Annotated in this window: 17 protein-coding genes; 10 read left to right on the top strand and 7 right to left on the bottom strand. The window is 57.8% G+C overall.

Features of this window, described 5'->3' with window-relative positions; all coding sequences use genetic code 11:
* Positions 1 to 40: 40 nt before the first annotated feature.
* Genes ACXAG1_RS01430 through ACXAG1_RS01420 form a run of 3 tightly spaced genes read right to left on the bottom strand, consistent with a single transcriptional unit; the run spans position 41 to position 3,575 of the window.
* Positions 41 to 1,195, bottom strand: a complete 1,155-nt coding sequence (locus ACXAG1_RS01430; protein WP_475118721.1) for a mandelate racemase/muconate lactonizing enzyme family protein — start codon at positions 1,193 to 1,195, stop codon at positions 41 to 43.
* A 13-nt stretch (positions 1,196 to 1,208) separates the two neighbouring features.
* On the bottom strand, positions 1,209 to 1,982 hold the full coding sequence (locus ACXAG1_RS01425; RefSeq protein ID WP_475118720.1) for an SDR family NAD(P)-dependent oxidoreductase: 774 nt from the start codon (positions 1,980 to 1,982) through the stop codon (positions 1,209 to 1,211).
* Positions 1,983 to 2,024: 42 nt separating this feature from the next.
* Complete coding sequence (locus ACXAG1_RS01420) at positions 2,025 to 3,575, bottom strand: MFS transporter (protein ID WP_475118719.1); 1,551 nt, start codon at positions 3,573 to 3,575, stop codon at positions 2,025 to 2,027.
* A 254-nt stretch (positions 3,576 to 3,829) separates the two neighbouring features.
* On the opposite strand from ACXAG1_RS01420, the gene ACXAG1_RS01415 reads away from it, so the two are divergent.
* Positions 3,830 to 4,486 (top strand): 2-dehydro-3-deoxy-6-phosphogalactonate aldolase, encoded by a 657-nt coding sequence (locus tag ACXAG1_RS01415; RefSeq protein ID WP_475093203.1) that lies wholly within the window; start codon positions 3,830 to 3,832, stop codon positions 4,484 to 4,486.
* Positions 4,487 to 4,650: 164 nt separating this feature from the next.
* Here ACXAG1_RS01415 and ACXAG1_RS01410 read toward each other — a convergent pair whose 3' ends face one another.
* Positions 4,651 to 5,454: an IclR family transcriptional regulator gene (locus ACXAG1_RS01410; RefSeq protein ID WP_475093204.1), complete on the bottom strand. Its 804-nt coding sequence runs from the start codon at positions 5,452 to 5,454 to the stop codon at positions 4,651 to 4,653.
* Positions 5,455 to 5,668: 214 nt separating this feature from the next.
* On the opposite strand from ACXAG1_RS01410, the gene ACXAG1_RS01405 reads away from it, so the two are divergent.
* The 5 genes from ACXAG1_RS01405 to ACXAG1_RS01385 all read left to right on the top strand — a co-directional run bounded on the left by ACXAG1_RS01405 (position 5,669) and on the right by ACXAG1_RS01385 (position 11,594).
* Entirely contained in the window at positions 5,669 to 6,868 is a 1,200-nt protein-coding gene (locus ACXAG1_RS01405) for an ABC transporter substrate-binding protein (RefSeq protein WP_475093205.1), read from the top strand.
* Between the two features lie 18 nt (positions 6,869 to 6,886).
* Entirely contained in the window at positions 6,887 to 8,086 is a 1,200-nt protein-coding gene (locus tag ACXAG1_RS01400; RefSeq protein WP_475093206.1) for a CaiB/BaiF CoA transferase family protein, read from the top strand.
* On the top strand, positions 8,083 to 9,243 hold the full coding sequence (locus tag ACXAG1_RS01395; protein WP_475093207.1) for a CaiB/BaiF CoA transferase family protein: 1,161 nt from the start codon (positions 8,083 to 8,085) through the stop codon (positions 9,241 to 9,243). Before ACXAG1_RS01400 ends, ACXAG1_RS01395 begins: the two co-directional genes overlap by 4 nt.
* 26 nt (positions 9,244 to 9,269) lie before the next feature.
* Entirely contained in the window at positions 9,270 to 10,064 is a 795-nt protein-coding gene (locus ACXAG1_RS01390; protein WP_475118718.1) for an enoyl-CoA hydratase/isomerase family protein, read from the top strand.
* Between the two features lie 69 nt (positions 10,065 to 10,133).
* Complete coding sequence (locus ACXAG1_RS01385; protein WP_475118717.1) at positions 10,134 to 11,594, top strand: aldehyde dehydrogenase family protein; 1,461 nt, start codon at positions 10,134 to 10,136, stop codon at positions 11,592 to 11,594.
* 55 nt (positions 11,595 to 11,649) lie between these two features.
* On the opposite strand, the gene ACXAG1_RS01380 is transcribed toward ACXAG1_RS01385, so the two are convergent.
* From ACXAG1_RS01380 to ACXAG1_RS01370, 3 genes are all read right to left on the bottom strand, one after another.
* Complete coding sequence (locus ACXAG1_RS01380; RefSeq protein ID WP_475118716.1) at positions 11,650 to 13,365, bottom strand: FG-GAP repeat domain-containing protein; 1,716 nt, start codon at positions 13,363 to 13,365, stop codon at positions 11,650 to 11,652.
* A gap of 267 nt (positions 13,366 to 13,632) precedes the next feature.
* On the bottom strand, positions 13,633 to 15,108 hold the full coding sequence (locus ACXAG1_RS01375; RefSeq protein WP_475118715.1) for a sulfatase-like hydrolase/transferase: 1,476 nt from the start codon (positions 15,106 to 15,108) through the stop codon (positions 13,633 to 13,635).
* A 74-nt stretch (positions 15,109 to 15,182) separates the two neighbouring features.
* On the bottom strand, positions 15,183 to 16,673 hold the full coding sequence (locus ACXAG1_RS01370; protein ID WP_475118714.1) for a sulfatase-like hydrolase/transferase: 1,491 nt from the start codon (positions 16,671 to 16,673) through the stop codon (positions 15,183 to 15,185).
* Between the two features lie 394 nt (positions 16,674 to 17,067).
* Here ACXAG1_RS01370 and ACXAG1_RS01365 point away from each other — a divergent pair, with 394 nt between their 5' ends.
* Genes ACXAG1_RS01365 through ACXAG1_RS01350 form a run of 4 tightly spaced genes read left to right on the top strand, consistent with a single transcriptional unit; the run spans position 17,068 to position 21,553 of the window.
* On the top strand, positions 17,068 to 18,168 hold the full coding sequence (locus ACXAG1_RS01365; RefSeq protein ID WP_475118713.1) for an XdhC family protein: 1,101 nt from the start codon (positions 17,068 to 17,070) through the stop codon (positions 18,166 to 18,168).
* Positions 18,165 to 18,785, top strand: coding sequence for a nucleotidyltransferase family protein (locus ACXAG1_RS01360; RefSeq protein WP_475118712.1), 621 nt, complete (start codon positions 18,165 to 18,167; stop codon positions 18,783 to 18,785). Before ACXAG1_RS01365 ends, ACXAG1_RS01360 begins: the two co-directional genes overlap by 4 nt.
* A gap of 16 nt (positions 18,786 to 18,801) precedes the next feature.
* Complete coding sequence (locus ACXAG1_RS01355; protein WP_475118967.1) at positions 18,802 to 19,296, top strand: (2Fe-2S)-binding protein; 495 nt, start codon at positions 18,802 to 18,804, stop codon at positions 19,294 to 19,296.
* The gene (locus ACXAG1_RS01350) at positions 19,289 to 21,553 is read left to right on the top strand and encodes a xanthine dehydrogenase family protein molybdopterin-binding subunit (RefSeq protein ID WP_475118711.1); all 2,265 of its coding nucleotides are present in this window, start codon (positions 19,289 to 19,291) and stop codon (positions 21,551 to 21,553) included. The genes ACXAG1_RS01355 and ACXAG1_RS01350 overlap by 8 nt, the downstream gene beginning before the upstream one ends.
* Positions 21,554 to 21,593 lie beyond the last annotated feature (40 nt).

The raw sequence follows: 21,593 nt of genomic DNA, 5'->3' as shown, positions 1-21,593 counted from the left end.
ATCGTATCGAACGCCGCCAGGCGCACGCGCAGTAGATTTCTTACCAATTGGTGTAGCTGCCGTCGGGCTTGTAGAGTCTTGGTGCCTCCCAGAATTTGAAAGACTGCTCTGCGAGCATTTCCTCATTCACATCGATGCCGATGCCCGGCGCATCGCCCACCGGATACACCCGATTCACTTCTTTCGGGCGGTTGATGAAATACTTGTCGTGATCGGATTTGTTGCTGTCGTAAGGCGCAATCTCACACCAGGAAAGATTTGGCACCGCCGCGCACATCTGAATGGTGGCAGCGGTACACACCGGGCCCAGTGGGTCGTGGGGCATAATGTCGATGTAGTGGCTTTCCGCCATCGCCGCCACTTTCATCGCCTCGGTCAAACCACCCACGTTGCACACGTCGATACGGGCAAAGTTTGTGAGATCGTTTTCGATATAAGGTATAAAGTCCCACTTGCTGGCGAACTCTTCACCGATGGCAAAGGGCACATTCACCAGTTTGCGCAGCCCCTGGTACGCGGTAACCGACTGATCGCGGATTGGCTCTTCGAGAAAATCGAGCACGCCCTCGCCCAGTTTCTGGCAGAAACTCGCGGTTTCGGCAACGGAGAGGCGGTGGTGATAGTCGATACCCAGCACCAACTCCTCCCCCAGCTCCTGACGGATTTCCTTCAGGCTCCCGGCTGCGGCGGCAATGGATTTGCGCACATCAAACGTGGTGGGCTCGGTGGGCGAACCGTGTTCGCCTGTGGTTGCACGAATCACTTCCCAGCCCTGCTCGCGCAGTGCACGGAAGTCATCCAGCAGCGCCTGTCCCATGGGTTTGGTGGAGGTAACGAACAGTGGAATTTCGTTGCGCTGCTTGCCGCCAAGCAATTGATAGGTCGGCACGTTCAGCGCCTTGCCGGCAATATCCCACAGGGCGATGTCGATAGCAGAAATAGCTGCGGTAAGCACCCGGCCACCTTCGAAATACTGGCTGCGGTACATCTCTTGCCACAGGGCGCCAATGTTGCGTGCATCACAGCCAATCAGAAACTCGCGGAAATGTTTTACCGCACCGGCCACCGCCAGCTCGCGACTGGATAAACCGGACTCGCCCCAGCCATAGATTCCCTCATCGGTTTCCACCTTCACCAAACACAGATTGCGGTGTCCAACCCAGGCGGGGTAAACCTTGATATCGCTAATCTTCATGCTCGCACTCCGCTCATTTCAGATCGTCGGTGGGACAGAGGCTGGCACTGAGGCCATGGTCTGCGGTGATATTGGAGCCGGTCATGGCACCGGAACAGGGCGACAGGAGGAAGGCAGCAATGTGGCCGACCTCCTCCACCGTGTTGTATTTTTTGTCCGCGTGCATATTATCGAAAGACGCTGCCAGTGTAGGGTTTTTATCGGCGACTTTTGCCACCGTTTCGGTCTTGGTCAGGCCTGGGCACAGGCTATTCACGCGAATTCCTTTTTTGCCCAGGCTCCAGGCCATGGCGCGGGTCATGGCGACAATCGCGCCCTTGGTGGCGGCATACATCTCGTAGCCCGCTACGCTGGCACCGGCGTGATTGGAGGCGATATTTACAATGGCGGCCCCTGCCGGCATACGGCGCGCCGCCGCCTGGCACAACAGAAATACCGAGCGCTGGTTCACTTCCCAAAGGCAATTCAGCTTGTCCAGATCGAACTCGAGAAAGTCCCCCTCGATGGTGACGCCGGCGTTATTCACCAGGCCATCGATGCGCCCGAACTTTTCGAAGACCTCGTCGATGAAAGGTGCGATGGCGGCAGCGTCCCCCACATTCAACGGAAAATAGGCGCTCTCAAAACCGCGATCGCGCAGGGTTTCCACCCGGTTACTCGCGTCGTTGATATCCGCCAGTACCACCTTGGCACCCGCCTCGGCACACACCTGTGCGATACCCCAACCGATGCCTGCAGCGGCACCGGTTACGATTACAACCTTCTGATCCAGCAAGGCTTTAGACATGAAGACTTCTCACTTTCTTGAACGGTCCACCAGTGCGCGCGCTCAGGCCCGCACCATGGTCGCTTCGATTTCTTCGATGGATTTGTTTTTGGTTTCCGGCAGCAGGCGGAACAGCAGCGCAAGGCTCACGCTGATACAGGCGGCATAGAACAGGAAGATTTCCGTCGCGCCCATATTGTTCAATTGCCAGGGGAAAAACTGCTGCACGAAGTAGCTGACGGTACTCACAATCAGCGCAAAGAATGGAATCGCTACACCGCGAACATGCGTGGGGAAAATTTCCGAGAAGAGCACCCACATCACCGGCCCGATGGACAGGTTAAACGCGGCGATGAAACACATGATGCCCATCAACACCAATTTAGCGTTGATCTGGATTGCATTCTGGATCAGCACACCCTCGTTGGCCCGCGCGGTTGCGTCGCCGAGCGCCTCATACGTGGCCTGCTTGAAGGCCACATCGCTCTCAAAGGCAGTGCCGACCAAAGCCTGCAAGCCAGACACATCAATATTCGCATTCGCCAGCGCCTGTAGCGAAGCCGCGGTCAACTCATAGCTGGCCTGACTGAACGCCCAGCTGCACAGAAACAGGCTGACACCACCCCAGGCGAGGCCGAACAGCACCAGTGGGCGGCGCCCAAGACGATCAATCAGCAGCAGCGCCAGAATCGTGAACATCACGCTCACTACGCCGACGATCACTGCCTGCATAAAGGCGGCATTGGTGCCGATACCCACCTGTTCAAATACCGTGGGCGCGTAGAACATGATGGCGTTGATACCGGTAATCGGCTGCGCGATGGCGATTACCAGGCCCACCCAGAAAGCGGTGCGCAGGCGCGGCTTGAAAATCTCCGCCACTTGCTGGCGGAAGCTGCCTGCGGGTGCGGCCGCGGCGCTCTCCTGGATTTCCTGGATCTGCGGTTCGATATGGCCAGCGGGGATTAACTTGCCCATCACGTCGCGGGCCTCATCCAGGCGCCCTTTCAGTACCAGCCAGCGCGGGCTCTCGGGAATGGCCAGCAACATCAACAGCCAGATCAGCGCCGGAATCACTTCCACTCCGAGCATCCAACGCCAGGTGTACTGATCGATCCCAAGCGCGCCCACCCAGACTGCGTCCGCATTGGACGCCTGCAGAATCAGGTAGTTAGCAAAGTACGCCGCCGACAGCCCCACTACGGTAGTGATCTGGTTCATGGAGACCAGCTTGCCGCGCATATTGGCCGGGGCGATCTCGCCGATATACATGGAGGCGAGAGACAGGGAGGTAAACGCAAGGCCACCGAGGAAGCGCGCCGCCACCAACATTTCAAAATTGGGGGCGAGCACCGAGCCAACGGCAGAAAGAAGATAAAGAGCGGCGATAATCAGCAGCGCCGATTTACGGCCCCAAGCGTCACAAATCCGCCCGGTGACCATCAACGCAAAAATCACCCCGAAACCGGGCGCACTGACCACGGTCCCCACCTGCAAGTCGGACAGGGTAAATTCGGCAGTAATAAAACGCACGGTGCCGGAGATCAGCGCCGCATCCAGTCCAAAGATGAAACCGCCAAATGCCACGATCGCGGCAAATTTGAAGGCGGTCAATTGGAATCCTCTCATCGGATAACCCTCTTTATTGTTATGGGTACTCCGACCGCTGATACCTGCCACCCTCTTCAGGGGTACCTTCAGGTATCTTCTGGTTGCACGGTCGGCCACCACTTGATGTTGGCCCATCATACAACCCCAATCCATTTTTGTTAACAATTAACTATATACAAATATTCCTGAGTCCCTTTATACTGCATCCATCCTGTCCCGTCACCGGGAATAAACAGAAAACAGCACAGGAAGACCCGATGTTGAGCCAACAGTTTCATCAGGCCCTGGAGGCCTGCCCGCTGATCGCCATTATTCGTGGCGTGACACCGGACGAGATCGACATGGTCGCCAACACCCTGCTGGATGCCGGCGTGCGCGCTATCGAGATCCCACTGAACTCACCGGTTGAGCCCCTCAAAAGCATCGAGCGGCTGGCCAGAATCATGGATGAATTCGGTGAAACCACCATCTGCGGTGCCGGCACCGTACTCACCCCGGAACAGGTGCAGAGTGTACAAAATGCGGGCGGAAAGATCATTGTTTCGCCAAACTGCGACCCAGAGGTGATCCAGGCCACCCTAGAGCGGGATTTGATTTCGGTTCCCGGCTGTCTCACCCCGACCGAGGCGTTCAACGCTCTGAAAGCCGGCGCCCGGGTGCTGAAGATGTTCCCGGTGGCGGACTTCCCGGCCCAATATCTGGCTTCTCTGGGCGCCGTGGTACCGAAAGACATCCTCACCCTGGCGGTGGGCGGCATCACCGATACCAATATGGAAGAGTACTGGAAAGCCGGTGCCCGCGGATTCGGCCTCGGCTCCAATATTTACGCCGCCGGCGACAATGCCAGCCAGATCGCGGACAAGGCGCGCATCATGGTGGACGCGGCCAACCGCGCCAAAGCACTGGGCGCCTGAACAATTTCTCTCTTACACCGGAGACTCTCCCAGTGATGGAATCCGGTGCACCTTGTCAGTTGCGATTGACTCTTCGTGACCTTTGCTTGTACCGCAATGCAAGCATTTCTCTCGCTTCAACGCCCCTTTTCAGGGGCGTTTTTTTAACTCTTGAATATATTTATTCACTGCCCCGGTCCGAGGCCAAGCGACGCACTGATTCGCGCGGCAGATTCCCGCACCGCCCGCACCAGCTCTTCCCGCTCCAGCTTCTTACCCACTACCGACGTCAGGCTGGAAACCGCCAGTGCAGCAATGGTCGCCCCGTCCGGCTGTCCTACCAGGGCTGCGCAATCGGTCACGCCATCGGTCAATTCACTGGTCCGCAGTTCAAACCCCTGATCGCGCACCGACAGCAACGAGTGTTCGAGCTCGGCCTCACCTTCCTGGACAGCGGTTTTCGCCAGAAGGCCGGCGCGGCGCCCGGCCTCACAGTTCGCCAGCAACACCCGCCCGGATACGGTCTGCAGCAACGGGAAAAGCGTACCCTCGTTGAACGACAGGGAAACCGGCCCGGGACTCTGCACCTGCAGCACCACCATCAGCTGCCCCTGGTGGATCACACTCAGGTGGCAGGATTGGCCGAGACGTGCCGCCAGCGCCTCCATCTCCGGCTGCGCCGCAAAGCGCAATTGCGATACTGGCGACAGGGTACGGGTCAGCTCCAGCAGCTTGAGAGACACCCGGTATTTGCCAGACACCTCATCCCGCAGCAGATAACCCCGGGACTCCAGGCCAACCAGCACCCGGAAGATCTCACTATTGGTACGCCCGATACCCTGGGCAATATCCGACTGGGACAGCGGAAGCGATTCCGCGGCGAGAAACTCCAGTATCTCCAACGCCTTATCCAGCGCGGGCACCGCGTATTTATTCGCGCCATTGCCATTCTTCTGGCTGCCGGCCTTTGCGCTCACTTTCTCGGGCACTGCTTCCCCCTGACCCATCCAATTTATCGATTTGTTAAGCCTGCGCATTTAAGCACAGGTTGACACCACCAAAAAACGATTTTTATACTTGAACAACACTTTCAAATATAAAAATATAATCCTGATGAGCCGCCAACCTGCGGGTGCCCCTAATCCCGGACCAGCACCCGCGCCTCGCACAGCGAGACACTCTAGAGAGAATCGAGAGAAAACTATGAGCAGCTCCGACATCGACCAACTGAAGCAAGGCGCCCCACAGCAGGCGGCGGAACCCATCGTCCTGCGTGGCATGACCTGGAACCATACCCGTGGCTTTACCCCCATGGTGGCGGCCGCCCAGCGCTTTGAAGAACTGAACCCCAATGTCACCATCCAGTGGGACAAGCGCTCACTGCAGGCCTTTGCCGACCACCCCATCGACGACCTCGCCAGCCGCTACGACCTGCTGGTGATCGATCACCCCTGGACCGGTTTTGCCGCACGGGAAAAAGTCATCCTGCCCCTGGACGAGCACCTGCCCGCCGCCTTCCTCAAGGACCAGGCAGACAATGCCGTGGGGCACTCTCACACCTCCTATCACTACGATGGCCAGCAGTGGGCCCTCGCCCTGGACGCCGCCACCCCGGTCGCGTCACTGCGCCCGGACCTGCTGCAAGAAAAAGGACTGGAAGAACCCAAAATGTGGGAAGACCTTATGGCACTGGCGGAAAAAGGTCTGGTGGCGGTACCCAGTATTCCCCAGGACACCCTGATGAACTTCTACATGTTGTGCTCCGCCATGGGTGAAGATCCCTGTGTGGGCGAAGAAGTCGTGAGCAAAGCAGTGGGTATCGAAGCCCTGGGCATGCTGAAGGCGCTGTCCGACAATCTGGATCGCCGCTGCTTCGACTGGAATCCCATCAAGGTGTACGAGGCCATGACCCGCAGTGACGACTTCGCCTACTGCCCCTTCGCCTACGGCTACGCCAATTACGCGCAACCCGGCTATGCGCGCAAGCTGCTGGAATTCCGCGATACCGTGACCGCAGGCCCCAAAGGTGACCACCTGAAAACCACCCTGGGCGGCACCGGCCTCGCCATCTCCGCGCACACCAAGCACGCGGAAGTGGCCGCACAATTCGTGGAGTTTGCCGGCAACCCGGAACTGCAGGCCTCCTTTTACATCCAGTACGGTGGACAACCGGGGCACCGCAAAGCCTGGACCAGCGAGTCTGCCAATCATTTGACCAACAACTACTTCACCAACACCCTGCCCACCCTGGACCGCGCCTTCCTGCGTCCACGCTACCATGGGCATATGTTTTTCCAGGACAACGCCGGCGCGCCCATTCGCAACTACCTGATGTACGGTGGCGACGCAAATACCCTACTTGATCAGCTTAATGCGCTGTACGTGAAATCACGTCAAAGCTAACAACCACTGAAATTTATGATGCAACCGTTAAAAGGTATAACCGTTCTCGAATTTAGCCAGTACCTGGCAGGCCCCTACGCGGGCCTACGCCTGGCGGATCTCGGCGCGCGTGTGATAAAGGTAGAGCGTCCCGGCAGCGGAGACGCCTGTCGCAGTCTCGCCACCAAAGACCTGTGGGTGGATGGCGACAGCCTGCTTTTCCACACCATTAACCGCAACAAAGAGTCCTTTTGTGCGGACCTGAAAAACCCGAGCGACCTGAATGCAGTACGCGAATTGATCGCGCGGGCGGATGTGATGACCCACAACTTCCGCCCTGGCGTGATGGAAAAAATTGGCCTCGACTACACCAGTGTCAAAGCCCTTAACACGCAGATTATTTACGGAGAAGTCTCCGGTTACGGCAACGAAGGACCCTGGGTGCACAAACCCGGGCAGGACTTGCTCGCGCAGGCGGTTTCCGGCGTGGGCTGGCTCTCCGGTAATCACAGTGACGGCCCGGTACCCCTGGGCCTCGCCATTGCCGATATGCTGTGCGGAACGCACCTGGCACAGGGCATTCTCGCCGCCCTGGTGCGCCGGAAAAAACACGGTATCGGCGCCAAAGTGCAGGCGAGCCTGCTGGAGTCCATGGTGGATTTTCAGTTCGAAGGTCTCACCACCTACCTCAACAACGGCCGCCAACTGGCCAGCCGCAGCGAGATTGCCAATGCCCACGCATTCCTCGGCGCGCCCTACGGTATCTATCAAACGAGCGACCACTGGATTGCCATTTCCATGGGACCGCTCGGGCCACTGGCCGAAGCACTGCAGTGCCCGGCACTGAATAAAAGTGATAGCGAAGCCTTCAGCCAGCGGGATGCGATCAAAGCCGTACTGGCAAAACACCTGCGCACCCAAACCACCGGCCATTGGATGACACGCCTGAATGCCGCCGGCATCTGGGCATCGGAAGTGGTGGATTACGACCAGCTGCTCCACCACCCCGCCTTCAAGGCCGTGGCCATGGAGCTGCAGGTTTCCCGCCCCACCTCATCGGCTGACCACCACAGCTCACCGGGGAAAAGTGCGGTCACCGTAAACACCACCCGCTGCCCACTGCGGATCAACGGCCAGCGCTTTACCAGTGCTACAGCCGCCCCACGCCTGGGTGAAGATACCAATCACATTCGCGACACTTTGCTCGCGGGTTTATGCCAACGGGAGGCCGCACAATGAGCCAGTTCCAAAAACCGCTCGCCGGTATGCTGGTACTCGACTTCTCTCAATTTCTGTCTGGTCCTTCTGCGGCTTTGCGCCTGGCCGACCTGGGCGCACGGGTTATCAAAATCGAGCGCCCCGAGCGCGGCGAAGACGGGCGCAACCTGTACCTTTCCGACTGTATGCTGGAAGGGGAATCCACCCTGTTCCACGCCATCAACCGCGACAAGGAAAGCTACTGCCTCGACCTGAAAGATCCGGCCCAGCGCGACGCGCTAAACGCGCTGATCCGCAAAGCGGATATCCTGATCGTCAATTTCCGTCCCGGTGTCACGCAGCGACTGGAACTCGACTACGACCATGTAAAAGCCATAAACCCACGCATTATTTACGGTGAAATTACCGGCTACGGCGACACCGGCCCCTGGGCCGAACGTCCCGGACAGGATTTGCTGCTGCAGGCGCTCTCCGGCCTCACCTGGCTGTCCGGCAGCCGCGACGATGGCCCGGTAGCCATGGGTGTACCGGTTGCGGATATTTTTACCGGCGCGCAGCTGGTGCAGGGCATTCTCGCCGCCGCTTTCTCCCGGGAATTTACCGGTGAAGGCAGCCTGGTACAGATCAGCATGCTCGAAGCCATGCTGGATTTTCAGTTCGAGCCACTCACCATCGCCTTACAGGATTCTCAGCAGACCATCGAGCGGGCCGCCGTCAATGGCGCCCACGCACTGGTGGCCGGTGCCTACGGCTTTTACCAGACCAACGACGGCTATATCGCGCTCTCCATGGGCCGCGTAGAAGACCTTGCGCGACTGCTCGACTGCCCCGCACTACTGCCCTATTGCGAGCCGACCCTCGCCTTTGCCGAGCGGGACGCCATCAAACAGATTCTCGCCGATCACCTGCGGTCGCAGACCACCGCGCACTGGCTATCCCTGCTCGAGCCGGCGGATATTTGGTGTGCCGAGGTCCTCGACTGGAATCAACTGCTGGCACACGACGGTTTCAAATCCCTCGACATGCTGCAGTCCCTGCCCATGTCCGGCGAAAGCCAGTTGACCACCAGCCGCTGCCCCATTCGCATTGACGAACAGTGCCTGTGGGGAAGAACACCCGCGCCGAAACTGGGGCAACACCAGGGCGTCATTAATAACGAAATCAAAGATGAGAGATGAGAAGTGAAAAATGAGAGGAATCGGTCATGAATGAGCGCCATTCGCAATCGAATGTTTCGCTATCAAAGTCTACCCCCGGGGTGGCCCACATTACCTTGCAGCTAGCGCCAGCGAATGCCTATCACGAGTCATTCCTACGGGAAATCGGCATTGTCATTCGCACCCTGGAACAGGACGACAGCGTACGCGTGGTGGTGATCAACAGCGCGCTACCGAAATTTTTCTGTGCCGGTGCCGATATCAAAGTGTTTGAAAACAACAGCGTGCAGCAAAACCTCGCCCTGGTCGCCGCTGCCCGGGAGAACGCCAACGCCATCGAGAACAGCGGCAAGATTTATATTGCCGAAGTCGCCGGCCACTGCCTCGGTGGCGGTTTGGAAATTGCCATGGCCTGCGATTTTATTTTCGCGGCAGAAGGCAACTACCGCTTCGGCCTACCGGAAATCAAACTGGGACTAATCCCCGGCAACGGCGGCACCCAGCGCCTGGTGCGCCGGATCGGCCGCCGCGCCGCCATGGAGATCCTGCTTACCGGCGATACCTTCGGGCTCGCCCAGGCCCAGGAGCTGGGTTTACTGGACGGCGTCTACAGTGCGGAATCCCTGGCTGCCGGCACCTCCGAGTTTGCCGAAGAAATCGCCCGCGGTCCCGGACACGCCATCGCGGCCACCAAGCGTGCACTGCGTGAAGGCAGTTCCCTGCCGCTGGATCGCGGCCTCGCGCTAGAGGCGAAGCTGGCAGACTCTCTCTATGAAACCGCAGATGCGGTGGAGGGACTGAAAGCCTTCGTTGAAAAGCGAGCACCGGTATTCAATCAGTAGCTCCCGACCAGTAGCACCCAACCCACAGATTCGACCGAACAACAAACAAAATATGCGACGGAGAAGATGATGAGTACACAGATAGCGGAAACCGCTCAACAACATTACCAGTGTTATATCGACGGTGAATGGGTCGACAGTGATAGTAAGCTCCCAGTGGAAAATCCCGCGAACGGCAAAATATTTGCCAGTGTCCCGGACTGCACGCTGGCACAGGCTGACACCGCCCTCGCTTCCTCGCAGGCGGCGCTGCAGAGCTGGAAATTGCTCCCCGCCATCGCGCGCGGCCGCCACCTGTTCAACCTGATAGAAGCCCTCAAACCCAAGCGCGACCTGTTTGCCAAACTGCTGGTACTGGAGCAGGGTAAAACCCTGAACGAAGCCTACGGCGAGTTCGACGATACGCTCAATTACCTCACCTATTCTGCCGAAGCCGCCCGCCGCATCGAAGGCAATATCTTCCCGTCGGACAATGCCGGTGAGCAGCTGTGGATTCAAAAAGTCCCCTACGGCGTGACCGTCGGCCTGTGCGCGTTTAACTACCCACTGGCCCTGATCGGCCGCAAGGTAGGTCCGGCACTGGTGACCGGCAACACCATGATCGTAAAACCCCACGAGGCCACCCCGGTAACCGCCATGGAATTTGCAAAGGCGGTGGAAGAAGCGGGTATCCCCAAGGGCGTGATCAATATCATCAGCGGCAGCGGCATCGCTGTGGGTGAGCACCTGGTACAAAGCCCCATTACTCAACTGGTCACCCTCACAGGCAGTATCCGCGCCGGCCAGGCCATCTGCCGCGCGGTAGCGGAAAACGTCACCGCAGTCTCTCTGGAACTGGGAGGTAAGGCCTCGTTTATCGTGCTTGACGATGCGGATATCGACAAGGCCGCGGATGCGGTAGTCATCTCCCGCTACGCCAACTGTGGTCAGGTGTGTATCTGTGCCGAGCTGGTGCTGGTACACGAAAAGGTCGCGGATGAATTCACTCGCAAGGTGCTGGAAAAAGTAAAAGCGCTAACAGTAGGCAACCCCATGGACAATCCCAGCATGGGACCCTCGGTTACCGCCCAGGGTCTGGACCGCGTGGACTCCATCGTGCAGGAAACCATCAACGCCGGCGCCACCCTCGCCTGCGGCGGCGCGCGCCCTGAAGGCGCCGAGTTTGAACACGGCAACTGGTACCAGCCCACCGTGCTCACCGACGTGACCGCGGATATGGCTGCGGCGCGGGAAGAAATCTTCGGACCGGTACTGCCTATCGTCAAAATTAAATCCTTCGATGAAGCTGTAGAAATTACCAACCGCCGCAACGATGGCCTCAGCTGCTACCTGTGGACCGACGATTACCGGGTAATCATGGACGGTATCAGCCGCCTGGAAGTAGGTACCGTATTCGTAAACAAACAGATCGTCGGGTATATCCAGGGCTACCACTCCGGCCACAAGCGCAGCGGCATCGGTGGCGAGGACGGCATCTACGGCATCGAAGGCTACCTGCAGAAGCGCGCTGTGTATCTAAACTGCAACTAGGAAACCACGGAACAGCTACTGCGCGCGCATCTGGCGGCGTCCGGCTGTGATCACGCTAGCGCAATGCGAACAGGGACACCTTGGTGGTGCCGGCCAGATCAACGGTTTGCGTTACTGTTTCCCCGGTGGTCCAGGTCGCAGTCAATTGCCCGCGCTCCGAACAACCTGCCAGGCCGAAGTAGACATGTCGGTTATAGCCACGCTCGTAACCGGCGTTGCTTGCACCAACCCGACGGGTTTGTGTTCGGCCGCACGCGCTTAATTGCAAGACACCATCGAGCAGGGTGGATTCAGTTGCCTTACCTTCGCTCAGATCGATGACGAGAGATTCTCCAGCCTTTCCGGTCTGATTTTTGAACAGGTGCCACTGCCCGTGTTCATTGGCATACAACAGGTCCTGTTTACCGTCCCGATCAAAGTCCAGGGCCACACCGCCGAGGCCCCAGGCACCCAGGTCGTTTGTGACCACTTGATGGTTGCGCACAACCTCGAAGGTTCCGTTGCCCTTGTTACGATAGATACTGGACTCTGTGGGGGTTACCAGGTTGCCACGCTGTACGAAGAACAGGTCCTGGTAGCCGTCGTTATCAAAATCCGCGACTACCGCACCGGTGCTGTTAGACGGAGCATCCAGACCAGCCTGCGCAGTAACATCCACGAATTTGCCATCGCGATTTTCCAGGAGGATGTTGCTCAATGCATCCTTGTGTTTATCGCTTTGCGGGCTCGGGTTCTCTGCTAACCCCTTTACCACACCGGCGGTAGGAGACCAGATTTTGCCACCGATCCTCCACTGGCGATTGCCGATATAGCCGGCATGTAGCCCCTGCTTTGCCTGATTATCGGGCCAACCCAGGGAGTCGCTGTTAATCAGGTCGAGGGTTTTACCGCTATGGGTTTCACCGGGGAACTTGTACTGATAGGCGGATTCGCCGATGTAGATCTGCCGGTGCGGCCAGGGACTTTGGTAATTGACCAGTTTAAGAAGGTCACCCGCCGCCAGGTCGAACTCGAACCTATCGCGGCGCACGTAGAAGCCCCAGGTCCCGGTTTCTTCATCGTAAAAGGTTTCACCGCTTTCAAAGGGATTTGCCCGGCTCAGAACGATATCGAAGTCGCCGTCGTTATCGAAATCAATTTCTACTGCACTGGTGACATCCCGGTATTTAACCGGTAACCACTGTTTCGTCACTTCCTCAAAGTCAAAACCGCCCTGGCCGCGGTGCAATGAGATGGGGCCATAGCCATACAATAAAAGATCCTGCTGACCATCGCCGTCGATATCGGTAATCAGGGTTCGCTGCCCATCGCCATGCACCCTGGCATTCAAGCGGCCGGCTAACTCAAGGGTGCCATTTTGTGTATTGCGATACAGGTAATTCTCACTCTCACCGCGCTTCTTTTTGGAGGGAAACGCGAAGTTCAATAAATCCACGGCGCCATCGTGATCGAGATCTGCAAACTGTACGGTACGACCGCGCATATGTATCAGCGGCTCGGGAAAATCTTCCAGGCGTTCGAAATTGCGCTCGCCATCCACCCGGTAGATGACGGAATTGCGTGCATTCGAGCCAGAGCCGCCACCGCGGGAGACGATGATTTCCAACGCGCCGTCCTGGTCAAAATCCGCGACCGAAACCCCGTGAGAGTCTCCCATCAGGAGATCATAAGGCTGTCCAAATTCTCCGGCGTTGTTCCAGAGTATCCGCACACCGAAGCCATGATCGTTCAGGATCAGATCTGGCCAGCCATCCTGATCAAGATCCGCCACGGCCGGAGCTCCCCACTTCCGCTGGTTTTTCTGCTCACCAAAATAACCAGTTTTTACCGCAGCAAATCGTATGCCATCATTAACTGGTACGGCTCCAGCCGTTCGGTGCTCACAGCCCAACAGGCTAGTGGAGGAAATTGCAACCAGCATCGCAGCCAGACACATCTTTGGAACCATTGGACTCATGTTCGGAAGCCTAAAAAATCGGCAACCGAATGTACTTGGGCGGCCGAGAAAACTGATGATTTACAGATAATTTCTGAAAGTTCAATCCGTGGAAAAGGTTTTATCAAACCGTGGCATGCCGTGTTGACGCCACAGCGCGCCTTCGTTGTGGATGTGGAACCAGCCGGGCTGCACGTTATCCCAGGACCACACCTCCATTTCACGCACCATGTCGCGCAGCATCAGTGGGTGCTTTTTGGCAAGGTCACGCGATTCTTCTTTATCCTGTTCGATATTGAACAGCTTCCATGGAGTGTTCTCCCCCACCTTGACTGCCTTCCATTCATTGCGGCGAACAGATGCATCGCTGTAGCTACCGCGGTGGCGCAGGGCGAAGATCAGTTCATCCTTGTGGGGCGCCTCGCCCGATTGCAGGAATGGGACCAAATTTTTTCCATCGAGCTTGTTACCCAGTTCAAGCTCGGCACCGGCTAAACTTGCAAAGGTCGGGAACAGGTCCAATGCTTTAACCGGGTGTTCAAAGCGCGCCCCAGCTTTGATCTGTTTCGGCCAGTGCATCACCATTGGCGTGCGGAAACCGCCTTCAAATACACTGCCCTTCCCTTCTCTCAGCGGATCGTTGTTGGCACCATATCTTTTATCACCGCCGTTATCGCTAAAGAAGACAATCAGGGTGTTGTCCAGCTGCCCGGTGCTCTTGAGTGTTTCCACCAGATCGCCAACGCCGCGATCCATGGCGTACACCATGCCGGCGTAGGTTCTTCGATCTTTGTCCTTGATATCGGGAAACTTTGCCATATCTTCCTGTTTCGCTTGCAGTGGCGAATGGGGCGCGTTGTAGGCCAGGTAAAGGAAAAACGGCTTTCCGGTGTCTGCGGCTTTGCGCACAAAATTGACGCCCTCACGGGACAGAGCATCGGTGATGTATTCGTTCACCTCCACTTCCTCGCCATTGTGCTCCAGCGGCCTGATATAGGGATCGATATTGGTGAGCCCCTGCGCTTTCTGTTTGGCGTATAGCTTTTTGAACAGCTCGGGGAAGTAATTGTGACCGCCGCCGAGGAAGCCGTAGAACTCGTCAAAGCCGCGGCGATTGGGATGGTATTCCGGTGCCTCACCCAGGTGCCACTTGCCCACTGCCCCAGTGAAGTAGCCATTTTCCTGCAACATTTTGCTGACGAACTTATCTTCCGTAGGGATCCCCACAAAAGAGCCGCGGACTGGCAGATTGAACTGGGAACCGATCTTGTGGGGGTAGCGGCCGGTCATCAGTGCCGCCCGGCTTGGACCGCAAAATGGGTGTGCGGTATAGGCCTCACTGAAGGTCATGCCCTCGTTGGCGAGCTGGTCCAGGTTTGGTGTGACGATATCGTCAGAACCGTTAAAACCGACATCGGCGTAGCCCAGGTCATCGGCCAGAATCAGCACGATATTCGGGCGCGTGGCTTCATCGCCAGCCGTTTCTTTGGCATCTGCAGTATTGAGGGAAAGAAACCCGGTCAGTATGAGTATTGTCGTAAAATGTGCGGCAAATTGAATCAGTGTTTTTATTTTCATTCTACTTCCCTCGTCTTATCGACTCTGCCACTTTGCGGACAGCCAATATGGCACCGGCAAAAAGTGATCTGGTTTTAATGGTTGTTCGCTTTGCCCATCTGAAGATCGAACCGCTTCAGCATCGGGTCCTGATTTTTCTTCAGTGCAACCCGCATCAGATGGATCATTCGCTGGTGCGCACGAGCGTATTCCGGATTGTCGACCTGATTGTGTACTTCGCTCGGGTCTTTGTTCAGGTCGTAGAGTTCATCGCGCTTGTCGCCCGGGTTCCAGACAAATTTCATGTCCGGGGTACGCAGAGCGCGGATACCGAACCAGCCGCCGTTGTACCATTCGTAGGCGTAGAGTGCGGTGTCCTGCCGATCCCTGTCTGCGATATCACCCTGATCCATCAGCGTGCGCAGAGAGCGGCCATCCTGTACGCCGTCTTCCGGTAACTGCATGACTTCTGCGAGCGTGGGAGCGATATCCAGTATGGAAACCTGACGAGTAACGGATTTGGGGGCTACTGCCGGATCGCGAATCATCAGCGGTATACGCATCAGTTCGTCGTAGGCGTAGGGACCCTTGTCGTACAGGCCGTGCTCACCGAGCATACTGCCCTGGTCGCCCACAAAAACGATATGCAGGTTTTCGTAGAGGCCGGTTTCTTTCGCGGTTTCGAGGATTTCGCCCACCGCGCGGTCGATCATCGCCATGGCGCCGTAGTAGTAAGCGCGCATTTTCAACCACTCTGCATCACTCAGATGGCTGACGTCGTGCCAGGGCCAAAACGGTTCATCTTGGGACAAGGGTTTGTTGACCCGTTTGCTCAGGTGGTTTGCCGGTAGCGCCAGGGTTTCGGGATCAAACATACTGGCGTAAGGCTCCGGTACCCGGTACGGCGGGTGCGGCTGATCGAAGCTGATAACGCCAAAGAAGGGACGCTTTTCTTTTGCCGCCTTGCGCAAAAGATCCTGACCTGCTTTTACCTTTTTATAGGTGCCGGTGTCTTCGTAAGTGCCGGGCAACGTCTGAAAGTACTCGACCTTCTCGCCATTGAAATAATCGGCCTTTTCGTCTTCTGGCGCATTGGCTGCGGCCTTGTATTTGGCAATATTTTTCTGGATACCGTAGGGCGTCAGCTGGCGCATACTGCGGGACCAATCCGCTTCCTTGATTTCCGCGGTGTAGTCGGCGCCGCGCAGGCGAACCCCCTGAGGGCCCAGGTGCCACTTGCCTACGTATCCAACGAAATAGCCTGCATCCTTGGCACGGGCGATCAGACCACCTTCGGACAGGTCAAGCTCGGAGAGGCGGGAGTGATACAGGCCGACGTTATCGTCCAGTCCAGTTCTGTGCCCCCAGCGGCCGGTAAACAGGGCCGCGCGGGACGGCGAGCACAAACCGGTGGTGGTCATGGCGTTGTCGAAGCGCACACTTTCCCGGGCCAGGGAATCGATATTCGGCGTAGGCACCGGACCCTCGCGGTAGGAAAAAGTATCGAACCGCATATCGTCGAACATCAAGATCAGGACGTTTTCACGCTCACTGGTCGCATACCCCGAATCAGAAGGAGCTGCCATAGGGGATGCGGCGGAAGCCAAGCTCGCGACCATCCCCGAAAAGACCCCCGACAAGACACCCGCAACTACACAGGCAAACCCACCTGCTGGCCGTTTATTCATTAGATCCACCCGGACATTATTCTTTTGTACAGCGAGATGACCGCGGCATATTTAGGAATATACCTGCGATCTCGCTTGAATCAGCAAGATAGAAATAATATAAACATATGATGTTTATCTGCAAGTAGTTAGAACCCAGTCAACGGTCGGCCCACGTCTTCATTTCAACGGAATCGGGCAGGCAAGAAGTGCGCTTCGTGATAGGGTACCGCAGCGTACCTGAGACGACCGCCCTCAATGGGGTTCAGCCGTAAACCGCTGATTTCAATATAAAAACCGCGGAATAATCACCATGCAAGACCTCCACGAGGCACCTGCAAATCACCTGAGCACACTGCTGGATCTGTGGTTTCACAACCGCGACAGCCGGGGCTGGATTCTTGGCACCGTTTACCGGACCCGTGGGCCCAGCTACCGCAAGGCGGGCTCGATGATGCTGTGCGACGACCTCGGCCGACATTACGGCCTGCTCAGCGGCGGCTGTCTGGAATCGGACATTCAAAGACATGCGCTGAAGGCGCTACACACCGGAAAGGCGGCCACCATCCGTTACGACGGCAGCGACGAGGACGATGTCGCTTTCCAGCTGGGCATCGGCTGTGGGGGCGAAGTGGAGATACTGCTGCAACCCATTACCGCGGAGAACAGCTACCTGCAGCTGGCGGAACTGAGAAGCCAGCTCAGGCAAAGGCAAGCGGTGGTTTTCCGCCAGAAGATCTCCACAAATACGGAAGCTCGTGCGGAGCTGCGACCACTCCATACCAATCCGCAGGATGCAGGTATTCCGCTGCAACGGCCGGTGCTGGCGGAGAACGACGGCGCCCTGTGGCTGAACACCCCCCTGCTCCCCGCGCCGCACGTATTGATTGTGGGGGGCGGTATTGACGCGCGCCCCATGGCGCAGCAGTTCAACGCCCAGGGCTGGCAGGTCAGCCTGTGCGACCCGCGCCCGGCCAACGCTCGGCCGGCCTACTTTCCCAACTGCACCAGCTACCGCTGCCACCCCGACGCACTGCCTGAACAGCTGGATCTCAACAGCATCGATGCGGCCGTTGCCATGAGCCACAACCTGAACCTGGATGCGGCCGCGATTCGCCTGCTGCACCTGCGTCCGCTGCGCTACCTGGGGCTACTCGGTCCCTTAAGCCGCCGTGACCGGGTACTGGCTCTGAGCGGGCTCTCCAACAGCGACCAGGAAAAGCTGATTCAGGGCGTATTGCGTGCGCCCATTGGACTGGACCTGGGGGGTGAATTACCGGAAAGCATTGCTCTCTCTACCTGCGCTGAGATTCACAGTGTGTTGCACGGCAAAACCGGTGCGGCACTCAGCAACCAATCATCGCCAGCTCCCCCTGAGGCTTGTGCCAACGCAGCATTACAGGATTGGTCGTGAGCGGCGCGCGCAACGAATTGACCACCGTCATTCTCGCCGCCGGTGCCGCGCGGAGATTTGGCGACTGCAAACACCTTCTCTCACAGGGTGGAAAATCGGTGTTGCAGCAGCGTGTAGACGCGGTGCTTGAAGCGAGACTCAATAGCCCACTGATTGTCACCGGCGCCTGGCATACTGAAATTCAACAGGCGCACCCGGAGCTGGATCTCCAGCACCACCAACACTGGCAACAGGGCCTTGGCTCGAGTATTGCTTTTGCCATGCGTTGTCTGCCGGAAAACACCGAGGGAGTATTGCTGCTTCTCGGAGACCAGGTTGCGGTAAACGGCGAACAGATTGCTCAATTACACCGACAGTGGCTGCGACAGAAAACGAAAATCGTCTGCGCACACTACCAGAGTGCACCGGGTGTCCCGGCAATTTTTCCGCGCAGCCTGTTTTCAGAACTGCGCAAACTGGACGGCGACAGGGGAGCAAAAGCACTGCTCCAGGCAAATGCCAATTTACTGCACACGACCCCCATGCCCAGTGCCGCTATCGATATTGATACCCCGGAAGATTGGCAACACTGGCAAAACACTAATCAAGAATTCACAGAATCTCTGACAGAACACTAATGAATAGTGGAGACGCATTATGGAATTAACCATCAACGGTAAAGTCCACCAGGTGGATGTGGACGAGGATATGCCTCTGCTCTGGGCACTGCGCGATGAGCTGAAGCTGACCGGCACCAAGTTCGGCTGCGGTGCCGGCCTATGCGGCGCCTGCACGATTCATATTAATGGCAACCCCGCGCGCGCCTGCTTGACACCGGTATCCGCAGCCAAGGGTGCGACGATTACCACCATCGAAGGCCTGAGCGAAAACGGAGAGCACCCACTGCAACAGGCTTGGATCAAGCACAATGTGCCCCAGTGTGGCTACTGCCAGAGTGGCCAGCTGATGTCTGCGGCGGCACTACTCGCCAATAATCCGAATCCAACGGAGCAGGAAATCGACAGCGCCATGAGTGGCAACCTGTGCCGCTGCGGCACCTACCCGCGCATCAAAACTGCGATTAAAGACGCGGCACAGGCGTATCCGGCGAAAGGAAGCAAAACGAAAGGGAGCAGCACCAATGCGTAAACAGGACCCGCGTATTTCTGTGGTCAGCCGCCGCAAGTTCCTGCAACTGGCGGGTATTGGCAGTGGCGGCCTGATTCTTGGGAGCGGGCTTACCGTAAACCAGCCGGTGTGGGCCGATGCCGCCAGTGACAGCGATCACCCTCTCAACCTGTTCGTCAGCGTCGCCCCGGACAATACCGTGTCGATCGTCTGCCACCGCTCGGAAATGGGCCAGGGTATCCGCACCGGCCTGCCACAGATTGTGGCGGACGAAATGGAAGCGGACTGGGAAAAAGTAAACGTAATCCAGGGCCTCGCCGATAAACGCTACGGCAGCCAGAATACCGATGGCTCCCGCAGTATCCGCAACTTCTACAAAACCATGCGCACCATGGGCGCCAGCGCCCGCCATATGCTGGAGGCTGCAGCCGCCCAATTGTGGTCTGTCCCCGCCGCAAGCTGCCAGGCATTGCAGCACCGCGTGCACCACAAAGCTAGCGGACGCTCCATCAGCTTTGGCGAGCTGGCGGAACTGGCCGCCTCACAACCGGTGCCAGAAGCCAGCGCACTGAAATTGAAAAACAGCAAAGACTTCAACTACATCGGCAAACCGGTTGCCACCTATGACACGCCGGATATGGTTGTGGGCAAGGGTCGGTATGGGCAGGACGTACAACTGGAGAATATGCTGATTGCCAGTATCGAGCGGGCCCCCGTATTGGGCAGCACCGTCGCCAGCGTGAAACAGGATAAAGCCCGCGCGGTGAAGGGTGTGGTCGCGATTGAGACCATGGACGGCGGGCAACAGCCCCCGCTTTTCCACCCGCTCGCCGGTATCGCAGTGCTGGCCACCAATACCTGGGCCGCACTGAAAGGCCGCAAAGCACTGGAAATCACCTGGAGCGACAGCGCCCACGGCAACCACAACAGCGCAGAATATATCGAGACCCTCAAGCAGCGGGTGGCCGAACCGGGTAAAACCGTGACTGCCTACGGCGATACGGACACGGAGCTGGCGAAATCCGAACAACGCCACAGTGCGACCTACTCGGTCCCCTATCTGACCCACGCGGCCATGGAGCCCCCCAGTGCCACCGCCGTAGTCAGCGAGAATAGCTGCGAGATCTGGGCCTGCACCCAAACACCGCAATCTGCACAGCAGAATGTGGCCAAGGCACTCGGACTAAAGCCAGAGCAGGTCAAGGTAAATGTCACCCTGCTCGGCGGCGGTTTCGGGCGCAAGTCCAAACCGGACTTTGCGGTTGAGGCCGCGGTGCTTGCGCGAAAAATGCAACGCCCGGTCAAGGTGGTGTGGAGCCGCGAAGACGACATTCGCCACAGCTACTACCACGCCGCCAGCGCCGCCTATTTCGAAGCGGGACTGAACAGCGACGGGCTGGTAACCGCCTGGCGCCAGCGCACCGCCTTCCCGTCTATCAGCGGCACCTTTTCCGCCGGTGCCAACCGCCCCTCTGGGGGAGAACTGAGCATGGGCTTTGCGGACCTGCCTTTCGATATTCCCAACCGCACCTGCGAAACCGCCGTCGCTGAATACCATACCCGCATCGGTTGGATGCGCTCGGTGGCCAATATCCAGAACGCCTTTGGTATCTGCAGCTTCGCGGATGAATTGGCGCACCTGAGCGGGCAGGCACCGGATGCGTTTTTGCTGGAGCTGATCGGCAAAGACCGGCATGTCAATCCCAACCAGGGCGACTTCAAATACGGTAATTACGGGGCGAAGCTCGATGACAGCCCCGTTGACACAGCCCGCCTGAAGCGGGTGCTGAAGGAGACCGCGGCGAAGGCCGATTTTTCCCTGAACGACGGCAAACCGAATGGCGAAGGCTGGGGTATTGCAGTACACCGCAGCTTCCTTTCCTACGTGGGTATTGCCACCCGGGTGCAAATGCAGGACGACAAGCTGAAAGTGGTTGAAATGCACTGCGTCGCCGATGTGGGGCTGGCAGTGAATCCGGACCGCGTTACTGCACAGATGGAAAGTGCAATGATCTTCGGCCTGAGCCTGGCGCTAATGGGCGAAGTGACCATGCAGAATGGCGCAGTGGAAAACAGCAACTTCCACGATTATCCGTTGCTGCGCATGCAACAGTGCCCGGAGTTGCACGTACACCTGTTAAGCTCCGACGAACCGCCTGCGGGAGTGGGCGAACCCGGCGTGCCGCCGGTGGCACCGAGCATCACCAATGCCATCTTTGCCGCCTGTGGCCAGCGCATTCGCGATCTGCCCGTCAACAAGCACCTGACTCCAGTCTGATTCAGCCAGGCACAAAAAAGCCCGGCGCCCTACTTTTAGT

Source organism: Microbulbifer sp. ABE4_465 (genome assembly GCF_056160765.1).
This window is presented reverse-complemented; position numbering and strand designations above follow the sequence as displayed.